Origin of the sequence: Bradyrhizobium ontarionense, assembly GCF_021088345.1 — a bacterium.
Classification (GTDB): Bacteria; Pseudomonadota; Alphaproteobacteria; order Rhizobiales; family Xanthobacteraceae; genus Bradyrhizobium; species Bradyrhizobium ontarionense.
In genome coordinates, this window is record NZ_CP088156.1 from 8,136,269 (window position 1) to 8,151,235 (window position 14,967).

General features: G+C 66.3%; 12 protein-coding genes. 9 read left to right on the top strand and 3 right to left on the bottom strand.

What is annotated here, in order from left to right:
- The first annotated feature begins 88 nt into the window (after window positions 1-88).
- From LQG66_RS35755 to LQG66_RS35775, 5 genes are all read left to right on the top strand, one after another.
- Window positions 89-1,384, top strand: a complete 1,296-nt coding sequence (locus LQG66_RS35755) for an MFS transporter (RefSeq protein WP_231320974.1) — start codon at window positions 89-91, stop codon at window positions 1,382-1,384.
- A 21-nt stretch (window positions 1,385-1,405) separates the two neighbouring features.
- Window positions 1,406-2,479 carry a tartrate dehydrogenase gene (locus tag LQG66_RS35760; RefSeq protein ID WP_231320976.1) on the top strand — a complete coding sequence of 358 codons (1,074 nt, stop codon included), beginning with the start codon at window positions 1,406-1,408 and terminating at the stop codon, window positions 2,477-2,479.
- A gap of 157 nt (window positions 2,480-2,636) precedes the next feature.
- Entirely contained in the window at window positions 2,637-4,055 is a 1,419-nt protein-coding gene (pyk, locus tag LQG66_RS35765; RefSeq protein ID WP_231320978.1) for a pyruvate kinase, read from the top strand.
- Window positions 4,056-4,245: 190 nt separating this feature from the next.
- A complete protein-coding gene (locus LQG66_RS35770; protein WP_231320980.1) occupies window positions 4,246-5,058 on the top strand; it encodes a UDP-2,3-diacylglucosamine diphosphatase in 813 nt (270 codons plus the stop codon).
- 58 nt (window positions 5,059-5,116) lie between these two features.
- On the top strand, window positions 5,117-6,106 hold the full coding sequence (locus tag LQG66_RS35775) for a threonine ammonia-lyase (RefSeq protein WP_231320990.1): 990 nt from the start codon (window positions 5,117-5,119) through the stop codon (window positions 6,104-6,106).
- A 17-nt stretch (window positions 6,107-6,123) separates the two neighbouring features.
- Here the strand turns inward: LQG66_RS35775 and LQG66_RS35780 are convergent, their stop codons facing one another.
- Together LQG66_RS35780 and LQG66_RS35785 are read right to left on the bottom strand one after the other, a co-directional pair.
- Window positions 6,124-7,773, bottom strand: coding sequence for a caspase family protein (locus tag LQG66_RS35780; RefSeq protein WP_231328070.1), 1,650 nt, complete (start codon window positions 7,771-7,773; stop codon window positions 6,124-6,126).
- A gap of 221 nt (window positions 7,774-7,994) precedes the next feature.
- Window positions 7,995-9,530, bottom strand: coding sequence for a hypothetical protein (locus LQG66_RS35785; protein ID WP_231320992.1), 1,536 nt, complete (start codon window positions 9,528-9,530; stop codon window positions 7,995-7,997).
- Window positions 9,531-9,605: 75 nt separating this feature from the next.
- Between LQG66_RS35785 and LQG66_RS35790 the strand changes: the two genes are divergently transcribed.
- Window positions 9,606-10,805 (top strand): MFS transporter, encoded by a 1,200-nt coding sequence (locus LQG66_RS35790; protein WP_231320994.1) that lies wholly within the window; start codon window positions 9,606-9,608, stop codon window positions 10,803-10,805.
- On the opposite strand, the gene dgcA is transcribed toward LQG66_RS35790, so the two are convergent.
- The gene (gene dgcA, locus LQG66_RS35795; protein ID WP_231320996.1) at window positions 10,775-11,770 is read right to left on the bottom strand and encodes an N-acetyl-D-Glu racemase DgcA; all 996 of its coding nucleotides are present in this window, start codon (window positions 11,768-11,770) and stop codon (window positions 10,775-10,777) included. The genes LQG66_RS35790 and dgcA overlap by 31 nt on opposite strands.
- Window positions 11,771-11,927: 157 nt before the next feature.
- Between dgcA and LQG66_RS35800 the strand changes: the two genes are divergently transcribed.
- The 3 genes from LQG66_RS35800 to LQG66_RS35810 all read left to right on the top strand — a co-directional run bounded on the left by LQG66_RS35800 (window position 11,928) and on the right by LQG66_RS35810 (window position 14,865).
- Complete coding sequence (locus LQG66_RS35800; RefSeq protein ID WP_231328071.1) at window positions 11,928-13,061, top strand: MlaE family ABC transporter permease; 1,134 nt, start codon at window positions 11,928-11,930, stop codon at window positions 13,059-13,061.
- A 1-nt stretch (window position 13,062) separates the two neighbouring features.
- Window positions 13,063-13,833: an ABC transporter ATP-binding protein gene (locus LQG66_RS35805; protein ID WP_231320998.1), complete on the top strand. Its 771-nt coding sequence runs from the start codon at window positions 13,063-13,065 to the stop codon at window positions 13,831-13,833.
- A 153-nt stretch (window positions 13,834-13,986) separates the two neighbouring features.
- On the top strand, window positions 13,987-14,865 hold the full coding sequence (locus LQG66_RS35810) for an MlaD family protein (protein WP_231321000.1): 879 nt from the start codon (window positions 13,987-13,989) through the stop codon (window positions 14,863-14,865).
- Window positions 14,866-14,967 lie beyond the last annotated feature (102 nt).

The following is a 14,967-nucleotide window of genomic DNA, read 5'->3' on the forward strand; positions in this document are numbered from 1 at the left end:
TTTTGTATAATGGTGCGAGCATTGAAACGGGTCTGCGCCGCCGCCTACGCTCGTCGGATCAACGACAAGATGGACCAGGGAGGTGACGGTGGCCGAAGAGCTGGAGACGCGCGTGCTGCGCAAGATCACGTTGCGCATCGTCCCCTTCATCATGCTGCTCTACTTCGTCGCCTTCATCGACCGCGTCAATGTCGGCTTTGCGGCGCTGACCATGAACAAGGACATCGGGCTATCAGCCTCGGCCTATGGTTTTGGCGCCGGCATCTTCTTCTGGGGCTATTTCCTGTTCGAGGTGCCCTCCAATCTCGCGCTCGACAAGTTCGGCGCGCGAATCTGGATCGCCCGGGTGATGATCACCTGGGGCCTCGTGTCGGGCGCGATGGCGTTCGTGCAGGGGCCGACGAGCTTCTATGTGCTGCGCTTCCTGCTCGGGGCGGCGGAGGCAGGCTTTTTCCCCGGCATCATCCTCTATCTTTCCTATTGGTTCCCGGCGCGGCAGCGCGCCGCCGTCACCGCATTGTTCATGGCGGCCGCACCGTTGTCGACGGTACTCGGGTCGCCCGTTTCCGGCGCGCTCCTGGAGATGGACGGCGTGCTCGGCATGAAGGGTTGGCAGTGGCTGTTCCTGATCGAGGCGCTGCCGGCGGTGCTGCTCGGCTTCGTCGTACTCGGATACATGACGGACCGGCCGGAACAGGCGCGCTGGCTCGCCGCCGACGAACGCGACTGGCTGGTGCGCACCATGAAGGCAGAGCTGGCGAGCAAGGCCGGGACCGCGAGCCACAGCATCTGGCGGGGCTTGGCGGACATCCGTGTGCTGGCGCTGGCGCTGGTCTATTTCGGCACCTCGGCCGGGCTCTACACGCTCGGCGTCTGGGCGCCGCAGATCATCAAGCAGTTCGGCCTGTCGTCATTCGCCGTCGGCTTCCTCAACGCCGTGCCGCCGACCGTCGCCGTGATCGTCATGATCCTGTGGGCGCGGCATTCGGACCGCACCGCCGAGCGCACCTGGCACGTCGTGCTGGCCTGCGCCGTGGCGGCCCTCGGCCTCTGGCTGGCGGGGCTCTCGACCAGCGTCGCCGCGGTCCTGGCTGCACTCACCCTGGTGAATGTCGGCATTTCCTCGTCCAAGCCGCCGCTGTGGAGCATGCCGACGACGTTCCTGTCCGGCTCGGCGGCAGCGGCCGGCATCGCGACCATCAATTCGATCGGCAACCTCGGTGGCTTCGTCGGTCCGGCCATGATCGGCTGGATCAAGGACCAGACCGGCAGCTTCAACGGCGGGCTCTATTTCGTCGCCGGCCTGCTCGTGATCTCGGCGGTGCTGACCCTGTTGCTCTCGCGATCACAAAGTGCAAAGGCCGAACCGGCCACGCAGTCCTGACCCTTCATACGGAGTTCTTTCATGCGCACGTATTCCATCGCCGCTATTCCCGCCGACGGCATCGGTCCCGAGGTCATCTCGGCCGGCGTTCGTGTCTTGGAGGCGCTCGCCAAGCGCACCGGCGACATCAGCTTCACCATCAAGACCTTCGACTGGGGCTCGGACTACTACAAGAAGCACGGCGTGATGATGCCGGCCGACGGCCTCGCCGAGCTGAAGCAATTCGACGCGATCTATTTCGGCGCGGTCGGCGCGCCCGACGTGCCCGACCACATCACGCTGTGGGGCCTGCGGCTGCCGATCTGCCAGGGTTTCGATCAGTACGCCAATGTGCGGCCGACCAAGATCCTGCCCGGCGTGGCCTCGCCGCTGCGCAACGTCGGTGTCGGCGATCTCGACTGGGTGATCGTGCGCGAGAATTCCGAGGGCGAATATGCCGGCATGGGCGGCCGCGCGCACCGCGGCCTGCCGGAGGAAGTCGGCACGGAGGTTGCGGTCTTCACCCGCGTCGGCGTCACCCGCATCATGCGCTACGCGTTCAAGCTCGCGCAGTCGCGTCCGCGCAAGTTCCTCACCGTCGTCACCAAGTCGAATGCGCAGCGTCACGGCATGGTGATGTGGGACGAGATCGCCGCCGAAGTGGCGCGCGAATTTCCCGACGTGACCTGGGACAAGATGCTGGTCGATGCCATGACCGTGCGCATGACCCTGCAGCCGAAGAGCCTCGACACCATCGTCGCCACCAACCTGCATGCCGACATCCTGTCCGATCTCGCCGGCGCGCTGGCCGGCAGCCTCGGCGTCGCGCCGACCGGCAACATCGATCCAGAGCGGCGCTTCCCGTCGATGTTCGAGCCGATCCACGGCTCGGCGTTCGACATCACCGGCAAGGGCATCGCCAATCCGGTGGCGACGTTCTGGACCGGCGCGCAGATGCTCGACCATCTCGGCGAAAAGGACGCAGCCGCGCGTCTGATGGCGGCAGTCGAGAAGGTCTGCGCAGCCGGCGTTCTCACCCCCGATGTGGGCGGCAAGGCGACGACCAAGGAGGTGACCGACGCCGTGATCGACGCGATCCACGGCTCCAACGCCTGAGGCGTACCTTTTTCCTACGCAATCTCGGCGTGCGCGGCGTCGCGCTTGCAATGGACGCCGCGGGGCGTATATCAGCCGCTCCCGCCGCGTCCCGCGCCTGCCAACGACATGCGCGCCATTCAGATGCGACACGCGGGCTGGGGAGAAAGGACACATCATGCGTCGTCACCGCCGAGCCAAGATTGTCGCGACCGTCGGCCCCGCCAGCAATTCGCCTGACATGCTGAAGGCGCTGTTTCTCGCCGGCGTCGACACCTTTCGCCTCAATTTCAGCCATGGCACGCAAGCCGATCACGCCAAGGTCCACGCCGCAATCCGCGCGCTGGAGAAGGAGGTCAAGCGTCCCATCGGCATCCTGATGGATCTGCAGGGGCCGAAAATTCGCGTCGGCACCCTGCGCGACAAGAAGATCGCGGTCGGGCCTGGCGAGACCATCCGTTTCGTCTTGAATGGGACCGAGGGCGACAAGACGTCGATCCCGCTGCCTCACCCCGAGATCTTTGCGGCGGTCGCGCCCGGTCACGATCTTCTGATCGACGACGGCCGCGTCCGCGTTCGCATCACCGGCCTCGGCGCCGACTGGATCGAGGCCAAGGTGATCGTGGGCGGTGCGATTTCGAATCACAAGGGCGTCAACCTGCCGGGCACCATTCTGGAACTGTCGCCGCTCACGACGAAGGACCGCTCGGATCTCGCGTTCGGGCTCGACCTCGGCGTCGACTGGGTCGCGCTCTCCTTTGTGCAGAAGCCGTCCGACGTGATCGAGGCGCGGGGCCTGATCAACGGCCGTGCCGGCATCATGTCCAAGATCGAAAAGCCCGCGGCGCTGGAACGGATCGACGACATCATCCAGCTGTCCGATGCGATCATGGTCGCGCGCGGCGATCTCGGCGTCGAGATTCCCAATGAGGACGTGCCGGGCAAGCAGAAGGAGCTGGTGCGTGCCTGCCGGCTCGCCGTGAAGCCCGTGATCGTCGCCACGCAGATGCTGGATTCGATGGTGGCGACGCCGACGCCGACGCGCGCGGAGGTCTCCGACGTCGCCACCGCGATCTATGACGGCGCCGATGCGGTGATGCTGTCGGCGGAATCGGCCAGCGGCGAGTATCCGCGCGAGGCGGTGGCGATGATGGACAGCATCATCAAGAGCACCGAAGCCCACAAGATGTATCGTTCGATCATCGAGGCCACGCAGCCGGGCGAGGACCAGACGCCGCCGCACGCGGTCGCCTCCGCCGCCGCCGATCTTGCGTCTGCGATCCATGCAAGCGCGATCGTCGCCTATACGTCGAGCGGCACGTCCGCCTCGCGGGTGGCGCGCAAGCGGCCCAGCCTGCCGATCCTGGCGATCACGCCGAACGAGGATGTCTCGCGCCGCATGTGCCTGTTGTGGGGCGCGCACAGCGTTCTGTCCCAGGACATCAAGAACTACGAGGAGATGGTCGAGCGCGCGACCTTCTTCGCGGTCCAGGAGGAGTTCGCGCGAGGCGGCGACCTGATCGTCGTCGTCGCCGGCATCCCGTTCGCGCAGGCCGGCACCACCAACAATCTGCGCGTCGTGACCGTGCCAAGGTAGGGGGCTGAATTTCCCTGCTCGCGCCGCCCGCCTGTCGCCTGATTGTCGCACCCCGCTGTTATCGCGGTGCAGTGACGGAGACACCGCGAGTCGTCGTACGAACGGTGTCAGCAGCGGTCCGGCAGGATGGGTTCTGCCGGCGCGGCCGTTCGTCATCGCAGTGTCATCAGGGACTGTTAGGTGGGCGAGCATGGGACTTGAGACTGCTGGTGAAGAGAGCCCGACCCGGCGCTATCGCACGTTGTTCATCTCCGACGTTCATCTCGGAGCCCGCGGGTCGCAGGCCAATCTCCTCGTCGACTTCCTGCGCCATCATGATGCCGATACGATCTATCTGGTCGGCGACATCATCGACGGCTGGGCGCTCAAATCGAGCTGGAACTGGCCGCAGTCGCACAACGACCTGGTGCAGAAGATGCTGCGCAAGGCGCGCAAGGGCGCCAAGGTCGTCTATGTGCCCGGCAATCACGACGAGTTCCTGCGCGGCTACTACGGCACGCATTTCGGCGGCATCGACGTCGTCGAGAATATCGTGCACACCGGCAGCGACGGCAAACGTTATCTGGTCATTCACGGCGACATCTTCGATCTGGTCGTGCAGAACGCGCGCTGGCTCGCCCATCTCGGCGACAAGGCCTATGACTTCGCGATCCAGATGAACCGCCTGGTCAACTTCTTCCGCCGCATGTTCGGTGTGCCCTATTGGTCGCTGTCGCAATGGGCCAAGCAGAAGGTCAAGAACGCGGTGAACTACATCGGTGCATTCGAGACGGCGTTGGCCGCTGAAGCCCGCAGGCATGGCGCCGATGGCGTGATCTGTGGCCACATCCATTGCGCTGTCATCCGCGACCAGGATGGGATCCGCTACATGAATTGCGGTGACTGGGTCGAGAGCTGCACGGCGCTGGTCGAGCACGAGGATGGCCGTTTCGAGATCCTGACCTGGACCGACCCGCTGCGGCAGCCGGCGCCGGTTCCGCAATTGGCGGCCCGCGCCGCCTGAGCCGACCGGACTCGCTGTGTCCCTTGCCTCTCGGTGACTGGGCGCGGTAAAATCGGGCATGACAGCTCATGCTCCGATCCTGCCCGTCACCGTCGCCGATATCGAGGCGGCGGCCCGCGTTCTCGCGCCCGTTGCGGTGCGCACGCCGCTTTTGCCGGCCCCCGTGCTCAACGAGCGGCTCAAAGCCAACGTATTCGTGAAGCCGGAGGTGCTGCAGCGGACCGGCTCGTTCAAGTTCCGCGGCGCCTACAACAAGCTGGCATCGATCCCTGAGGCGGCCCGCGCCAACGGCGTCGTCGCATTCTCGTCAGGCAATCACGCGCAGGGCGTGGCGCATGCCGCGCAGCTGCTGGGGATGCACGCCACGATCGTGATGCCCTCGGATGCACCAGTGGCCAAGCGCGAGCGCACCAAGGCGTTCGGCGCTGACGTCGTGCTCTACGATCGCGACCGTGAGGACCGCGAGGCGATTGCGCGCGACATCGCCGGAAAGCGTGGTTCGACGGTGGTGCCGCCCTACGACGATCCCTTCGTGATCGCGGGGCAGGGCACGGTCGGTTACGAGATTGTCGAGGATATCTCGGCGCTCGGCCTGTCGCCGGATCTGGTGATCGTGCCGGCATCGGGCGGCGGCCTGCTCGCCGGCGTGTCCACTGCGGTCAAGGCACGTTTCCCGCACACCCAAATGGTCGTGGCAGAGCCGGAGGGGTTCAACGACCATGCCCGCTCGCTCCGTGCCGGTCACCGGGAGGCTCATGACGCGAAGGGGCGCACCATCTGCGATGCACTGATGGCCGCGATCCCCGGCGAGATCACCTTCGCCATCAACAGCCGTTTGTTGTCGGCTGCCGTCGAGGCGTCGGATGAAGAGGTGGGGCGCGCGGTGGGCTTTGCGTTCCGCGAGCTGAAGCTCGTGGTCGAGCCTGGCGGCTCGGTCGGGCTTGCGGCCTTGCTGGCGGGGCGGCTGGACGTCGCAGGCAAGACCGTCGTGATCGTGCTGTCCGGCGGCAATGTCGATGCCGATCTCTACGCCAGGCTGATCGCCTGAGCCCTGCTGGATTGGCCTCAGCGGAAGCCGAGGCCGCCCCGTCCAAATCCTCCTCCGCTCCCCCGCGGTCCCGACTGCGCGAGGTGCGGGGTGCCGGGCCCGCGCATCGGCCCTGGGCCGCGCGCCAGTGATGGACGCGAGGAGGTGATATTCGGCTTGAACGGTCCGGACCTGCCAGGGTGACGCTCGGCATCACGGGTCTCGAAGCGAGGGCTCGAGATACGTTTGAGCGGATCGCGCTGGATCTTGGCGGCCGACGCCGGGTTTGACGGGGACACGGTCTGACCCGCCTTATTGCCCTGACCGAGTGGCGCCGCGTTGAGGACCTTCTGAGGACCGCCCTTGTTGATGGGGTTGCCGCTGGTGACGACTGTCGACGGCAGCGGTTGTCGCGGCGGCAGGTTGTTGGCAGGTAGCTTCGGCAGTAGGCCGGGACGGCCATTCAGCTGATCGCCGAGGTTGAGCGGCCGTGCGACCGGCGTCATTTGCGGTGGCAGCATCAGCCGGCTCGGCTGCAGCATCGGGACAGCCCGAGGCTGAACCTGCAGCCGGAGCGCGACCGGCGCATAGGGGCTGTCGGCATAGGTCTCGCTGAAGCTCTTGTAGGCGGCCGGTGAGTTCGCCAGAACCGTTTCGTGCCACGCCGCGGCCTGCACGAGGCCGGCGAGCAGCGCACGGATGCGGTCGGCCAGCGGATCGCGCGGGTACATCTCGACGAACTCGCGATAATATTGCGGCCGGTTTTCCGACAGCACGTAGTCGTAGGCCTGCCGCACGGAGCGGCTGGGCAGGTTGGCCGCCATTTGGATGACCGGCGCATTTTCAGCAGGGCGTGCCGCCGCGACCAGCGTATTGCCGAAGAAGGTGAAATCGCTGGTGAGCGACGAGCTCTCCCATGGCGTCTGCCGACCGTCGGTCGTCTGATTCACCCGCAGACGGACGCGCTTGAACAATTGCTCGATCGGCAGGTTCGGCTGCTGCGCGAGATTGAGAAAGGCCTGCGCGTAAGGGCTGTGCTCGCCGCGTCCGTCGAGCGCCTCTTCGCCCGGCGAGGTCGAATAGCCAACGATCGAGCCGTTTGGCGCATCGACGATGGCCAACCCGCGTCCGGCATCGTTCACTGAGGGAAATGGATTGTTGCGGCAGGCGTCGAGCACGACGATCCGCATCCGGCTCGGGACGGCCTCCAGCGTCGCCATCAGGTCGACCAGCCGGACCGTGCTGGTCGCAAGATCCGACGGTGCGGAGATGCGGGCATCGATCGGGATCAGGTAGTTCTCGCCCGCGAGCTGAACGCCGTGACCGGCATAGTAGACCATCGCCACCGCGTTCGGACCATGCGCTGCGACCCGGCTCGAGAAATCCTGTACGACCTTCAGCATCTCGTTCTGCGTGAGGTCGGTCGCCGTGATGACCTCGAAGCCGGCCGAGTTCAACAATTGCGCGACCGCGTGGGCGTCGTTGTCCGGATTGTCCAGCGTCGGCGCATTCTGGTAGCTCGAATTGCCGATCACGAGCGCGACGCGCGGTTCTGGCTCCTGGGCCGACGGCGTGCCTTTGTTGTCTGCCGTGCTCGGCAGCGGCGCCGCCAGCGCGCGCGGCGGCGTCTGGAGGCTCTCGATATCGCCGCCGGCGGCCCTTGCCGAACTCGCGCCGGCACAGGTCATCAACCCCAGCAGCGCGGCGGTGAGCAGCAATTTCCAACCAGAAATATCAGCATGGGACGTCGGACCGGACACGGCGTTCTCCTCGAGCAATGCGCGACGCGCGATGGCATGAGGATCACGGTAGGCGGATCATGCACGGGCGTACGTGACCCGCGTCACCTGCCGATGGCGGTGTGGCGGACTCCGGTACGGCGGCATGCCGGACCTGCCGACGTTTGTTCTCAAGAGAAGAAGGCGATCTTCTCGGGCTGGGACATGCGCCGGATCGGGCTCAGCGGATCGTTGGCGGGAACCTGCGGCCGTTGCAGAAGGCCGTTCGACAGCAGGGTGGAGCCCAGCGACGGCTCGTAGGCCGGCCGTGGCATGGCCTGCGCGGTCGTGCTGGAAACGGCAGTCGCTGCCGCTTGTGCCTGCCGACGCGGCGCCGCATCCACCGGCGGCGGCGGCGGCGGCGTGCGCTCGGCAGCCAGGGCAACGGCCACGGCCGCCAGTGCTCCCCCCGCGAAGGACGTTTCGATCGGTGTCGGGACGGGCGCGATGGGGGCTGCGATCGGAGCCACGGACGGAGCTGCTGGTTCCAGCGCAGCCTTCGCAGCGGGCGCTTCGGCCGTTGCGAGCGCAAGCTCCGGCTCGGATGGAGCGGGATCGCCGAAGCTGGCGACGATGTCGTCATCGACCGAAGTCGGCTCCTCGATGTCGAAGCCGAGCGTCCGCGCCCGACTGAACCCCTCGTCCTCAGTCGTCTCGGGCGCTCCCATCTCGGCCGCGACCAAATCCAGGATGGCCCGGTCCTGCGCCTCGGCTGCAGCGACCTCATCGAGGTTCGCGACGGCAACCACCTGCGTCTCGACCTCGATGAGGACCTCTGTAACCGGCGCGGCCGCAATGTCGGTCGGAGCGATTGGACTGGTTGGCTGCGCAATGGTTGCGGCGTAGGTCTCAGCTGCTGCGGCCTCGACCACCGCGGCTGTGACGATCATTTCTCCGGGAGCGGACTGTGCGTCGAGCGCTTCGATCGCCGCCACGGCAGCCACGAGGGGTATCGTCGTCGCAGTCGCTTCCGGCAGTTCCGCCGGATGCACAACATCTGCCGGAGCGGCAGGATTATCTGCAACCTCCGCTGGTACGACGACATGCGCGGTCTGCGCGGTAGTCTCACCCGATGGCACGACCTCATCAGTGGCAGACGGGACCGTCGCGTCGCCGCCGTCGAACTCGCTGAGGCGGGCCTTGATGATCTCGAACGCGGTAAGCAGCGCAGCCTTCGGGTCGGTGCTCGCAAGCTGCTCGCAGGCAGCCTCGATCGAGGTGAGCTGCGAATCGATCAGGTCGCAGATCCGGGAGTCGGCGCCGATCTCGCGCCAGCGCCAGGATATCTCCTTGATGATCCGCGTGCCCTTGCGCGCGGGCGCCAGATTCTTCTCGAGGGCAAGCCCATCCACGGCGGACGCCGCGGCGAGTGCGGCATCCTCGACGGCGGCGCGGATGGCCGCCAGCGCCTCGGGCAGCGCCTTGCTGTCGGCCCGGTCGAGCTCCTGTTGCTGTTGGCGCTGGGACGCCAGCGCATGCTCGATGCGCGCGACCGCGTCGAGCACCATGCTGGTGTCGGCATTGCGGTTGCGCTTGGCATATTCGCCGAGGAACCAGCGGCCGCGCGAGGTCTCCATGAAGGCGTCGCGGATCGCCTCGTAGTCGGCCTCGTTCGGCTGCGCTGCGCGGGCGGAAATCGGCGAAAGGGCGAACACTTCATCGACCATGGCAAACCCATCGCGCAAATTGCTGCGCGTTGGCATAACGATCACCATGATATTGATCGAATCGCAATTGAATTGATGCCACTGTCCCGACAAATCTCCACCACATCACCGGCATTGTCGCGTCGATTCGCGGATCGGTTGGGGCTGTTCTATGGCGCGGTGTTCGCGTTGTCGGGCACCCATCTGCCCTTTTTTCCCGTGTGGCTACGGGCGATCGGACTCGATGCCTCCTGGATCGGCGTCATCATCGCGGTTCCCGCAGTGACGCGTTTCACCGTCCTGCCGGTGATCACCGCGCTCGCCGAGCGCCGACAGGCGCTGCAGATAGCCATGCGGCTGACCACGTTCTGCACCGCGGTGGGCTTCGCCGTGCTCGGCTTCCAGCACCGCCCCTGGCTTGTCTTCCTCGTTTATGTGGCGATCTGCAGTCTGTGGACTCCCGTCGTTCCGTTGACGGATGCCTACGCGCTGCGCGGCGTCCTGAGCTACGGCTTGAACTATGGGCGCCTGCGGTTGTGGGGATCGGCAGCCTTCATCGCCGGTACGTTGCTGTGTGGTGGATTGGCCGACATCGTCCCGGCGGCTGAGCTGATCTGGATCATCGTCTCGTTGGCGCTGTGCGGAGCCGCAAGCAGCCTGCTGCTCCAGGCGCTGCCTCCGTTGCCGCGCAGCATTGGTCCGGCTCGGGGCGGGCGCAGTCTGCTGGGTAGTCCGCGCTTCCTGTGCATCATCGCGTCTTCGGCGCTGATCCAGGGAAGCCATGCGGCCTATTATACGTTTTCCGCCATCGAGTGGACGGCGCAAGGGCTCAGCGGGCTGACCATCGCCTGGCTGTGGACGATGGGCGTGCTCGCCGAGATCGTGGTGTTCGCGCTGTCGCCGCGCTTCACGCTTTCGGCTGCAAGTCTGGTCGTGATCGGCGCGGTGGCGGCCGTGTTGCGCTGGACGTTGACGGCCCAGGAGCCGCACGCGCTTGGCCTTGCGGCGGTCCAGATCAGCCATGGCTTCACCTTCGGACTGACGCTGGTCGGAACGATGGGCCTGCTGGTCCGTCAGGTGCCGGCCGATCTGACCGCGCGCGGGCAGGGCTATTACGCCGCCGCGAGTGGCATCGTCGGCTCGGCCGCATCGGTGCTGTCGGGACCGGTTTATGCAGCCTACGGGCCCGGGGTGTACTACGTGATGGCCGGCATGGCGGGAGCTGGCGGCGTGCTGATGTGGTTTGCGCGCCCGAGCCTGACGCATCAGCCCCACAACGCCGCATCGGGCGGATAGACCAGACTGCCGTCGTAATGCAGTCCGTGATCGCAGTCGTCGGCCAGCAGCAGCGGACCGTCGAGATCGACGAACCGGGCGAGGGGTGTCAGCAGCATCGCCGGCGCCATGGACAGCGATGTGGCCACCATGCAGCCGACCATGATGTCGAAGCCTAGCGCGCGTGCGGCATCGGCCATCGCGAGCGCCTCGGTCAGGCCTCCGGTCTTGTCGAGCTTGATGTTGACGGCATCGTAGCGTCCGCGAAGCGCCTCGAGCGAGCTACGGTCGTGAACGCTCTCGTCGGCGCAGACCATGAGGGGACGCTGGATGCGGCCGAGGGCCTCGTCGGCGGCCGCCGGCAGCGGCTGCTCGACCAGGGTGACTCCGGCAGCGGTGCAGGCCGCGAGATTGGCTTCCAGATTGGCCTCGGTCCACGCCTCGTTGGCGTCGACGATCAGTTGCGATTGTGGCGCCGCTTCGCGCACAGCCGCGATCCGCGCAACGTCGCCGTCACCGCCGAGCTTGATCTTGAGCAGCGGCCGGTGCGCCGCCTTGGCGGCCGCCTTGGCCATCACGTCGGGCGTGCTGAGCGAGATCGTGTAGGCGGTCACGCACGGCTCCGGCGCGCGACGCCCGAGCAGGTCCCAGATGCGTCGGCCGCTGCGCTTGGCCTCGAGATCCAGCAGCGCACAATCCAGCGCGTTGCGAGCCGCACCCGGTGGCATCGCCGCCTGCAGCGCGTTGCGATCGAGGCCGGCAGCCACGGCCTCCTGCATCGCGAGCAGGGCGCTCAAGGAGGCCTCGGGCGTCTCGCCATAGCGCGGATAGGGCGCGCATTCGCCGCGACCGACGGTCGCGCCCTGTAGCACCTCTGCGATCACGGTGACCGCTTCGGTCTTGGCGCCGCGGCTGATCGTGAAACTTCCGGCGATCGGCCACCGCGCGACATGTGCGTTGAGTATTGGAAAATCGTTGGAAGTCATTGAAGATCTGGCGCTTTGTGAACCGGAATGCCGTTTTGGGGGCTTGCGTGACGCGACCGACTATGGCTGTTGATGTGGGTCTCCGACAAGGTGGTAGCAACGCGGTGGGATTTTTCTCGGCAATGAGCGGATGTTGGCCGCTCCGAGGATGGTCGTCGTGAACGGCGGCCCTACTCTGGAACGGAGCGGGGAGGGACATGCGCTGTCGCTGCGCGCGACGGGCGCCTGGACCGCGCCGTTTGCGCCGTCGCTCGAGCGGCTCGTCGCCGACGCCGAAAAGCTCGTTGGCAAGAAGATCGACGTCTCCATCGACGTATCCCAGGTTTCCAAGCTCGACACCTTCGGCGCCTGGCTGATCGAGCGGCTGCGTCGCAGCTTCACGACGGGAACCGTCGAGGCCAGGATCGACGGTCTGTCGGCAAACTACGCCAGCCTGGTCGACGAGGTTCGCCGCGTCAGTGCCGCGCCCGACGGCGATGCGACCAACGTGACCATCACCGGCATGCTGAGCCAGATCGGCCGCAGCGTTGCCGGTATCGTCGGTACGGTCGCCGCGCTGATCGACATGCTGGGCGCCGTGATCGTCGCCAGCGGACGGGTGCTCATTCATCCCCGCAGCTTTCGCCTGACGTCGACCATTCATCATCTCGAGCAGGTGTGCTGGCGCGCCGTGCCGATCGTCGTGCTGATCACCTTCCTGATCGGCTGCATCATCGCGCAGCAGGGCATCTTCCATTTCCGCAGGTTCGGGGCTGATATCTTCGTGGTCGACATGCTCGGCGTGCTGGTGCTGCGCGAGATCGGCGTGCTGCTGGTGGCGATCATGATCGCCGGCCGCTCGGGCAGCGCCTATACCGCCGAACTCGGCTCCATGAAGATGCGCGAGGAGATCGACGCGCTGCGCACCATGGGGTTCGACCCGATCGAGGTTCTGATCCTGCCGCGCATGCTGGCGCTCGTCATCGCACTGCCGATCCTGGCCTTCCTCGGCGACATCGCCGCGCTTTATGGCGGCGGGCTGGTGGCGTGGTTCTATGGCGGCGTCGATCCCGAGGCCTTCCTGCTGCGCCTGCGCGATGCGATTTCGATCGATCATTTCACCGTCGGCCTGGTCAAGGCGCCGGTCATGGCGGCCGTGATCGGGATCGTGGCCTGCGTCGAGGGCCTGGCCGTGCAGGGCAGCGCCGAGTCATTGGGGCGCCACACCACGTCGTCGGTCGTCAAGGGCATCTTCTTCGTGATCGTCATGGACGGCGTGTTTGCGATCTTCTTCGCTGCGGTCGGGATGTGACATGCCGGCAGAGGTGTCCGATCCGATCATTCATGTGCGCGACGTCACCGTGCAGTTCGGCAAGACGCGGGTGCTCGACGGTCTCGATCTCGACGTCAGGCGCGGTGAGATCCTCGGCTTCGTCGGCCCGTCCGGCGCCGGCAAGTCGGTGCTGACCCGCACCATCATCGGCCTGGTGCCGAAGCTGTCGGGGCACATCGAGGTCTTCGGCGTCGACCTTGATGCGGCCGATCGCGCCGCACGCCGCGCCGTCGAGCGGCGCTGGGGTGTGTTGTTTCAGCAGGGCGCGCTGTTCTCGTCGCTCACGGTGCGGCAGAACATCCAGTTTCCGGTACGGGAGTATCTCAAGCTCTCGCAGCGGCTGCTCGACGAGATCATGGTCGCCAAGCTCGTGATGGTCGGATTGCGGCCCGATGTTGCCGATCGTTTCCCGAGCGAGCTGTCGGGCGGCATGATCAAGCGGGTCGCGCTGGCGCGTGCGCTGGCGCTCGATCCGGAGCTCGTGTTCCTGGATGAGCCGACCTCGGGGCTCGACCCGATCGGCGCCGGCGATTTCGACGAACTGGTCCGGACCCTGCAGCGCACTTTGGGACTGACGGTTTTCATGGTAACCCATGATCTCGACAGCCTCTACACGGCGTGCGACCGCATCGCGGTGCTGGGGGACGGCAAGATCATCGCAGCGGGATCGATGGCCGACATGCAGGCCTCGGAGCATCCGTGGCTCCGGCAGTATTTCCACGGCAAGCGCGCCCGCGCCGTGATGGGGTAAAGCGATGCGGCCCCGGACGATTGTTGTTGCGTGCGGGGTGGGGACTCCCGCGACAAAGTTGATGGGGTCGGTGCCGCGGTCCGGTGCCAGCCGAGAGCGCACGGCAGCGGCGGTTAGGATTGCCGTCGCGACGTGCCGGGACCGGAGTTGGTAATGGAAACGCGGGCGAATTACGTCCTGATCGGATCGTTCACGCTGGCGGTGATTGCCGCGGCGATCGGCTTTGTCCTCTGGTTCCAGAGCCTGCATACGACCAAGCAGCGCAGCCCGTTGCGGGTCGTGTTCGAAGGGCCGGCGGCCGGTCTGCGCAACGGCGGCAGCGTTAATTTCAACGGTATTCGAGTGGGCGAGGTCATCTCGGTCAAGCTCGACAATCCGCGCCGTGTCGTGGCGCTGGCGATGGTCGAGAACAACGCTCCCATCCGCAAGGACACCCTCGTCGGGCTCGAATTCCAGGGCCTCACCGGCGTTGCTGCCATCTCGCTGAAGGGCGGTGAAGAGGCCGCGCCGCCGCCGCCGCTGGACGAGGACGGCGTTCCGCTGCTGCGCGCCGATCCGACCCGGCTGCAGGACGTCACCGAGGCGATCCGCGCCACCCTGCAGAACATCAACCGAGTGGTGGCCGACAACCAGGAGGCCGTGAAGAACTCGCTCAAGAATCTCGAGGTCTTCACCCAGTCTCTGGCGCGCAACTCCGAGCGCATCGACGGTGTCATGACCCGCGTCGACGGCATCATGGGCAAGGCGGATACGCTGATGCTGGGTCTCAACACGCTGGCCGGCGGCAAGGACGGCGGCGAATTGTTCCTGACCGTGAAGTCGATCCGCGAGCTCGCCGAGGATTTCGACAAGCGCTCGGGGGCGCTGATGGCTGACGGACGGCGCACGCTGACCGACATCAGCCGCGCCGTGAACAATTTCGACCGCAACCCGACCCGCGTTCTGTTCGGCGCTGGCGGTGCGAGCGCGAGTCCCAGCAACGCCCAGGCCTCCCAGCCGACGCCCGCACCACCAGCCAGCGGGCGGCGGTGACGACAGGGTGAGTGGCGAATAGGGAGTAGCGAAGAGGGGCGCGACGGTGGCGCGCTGTCCATCGCTGCATGCTGGCTGCTGATTGAATCGCACCGGTGGGAT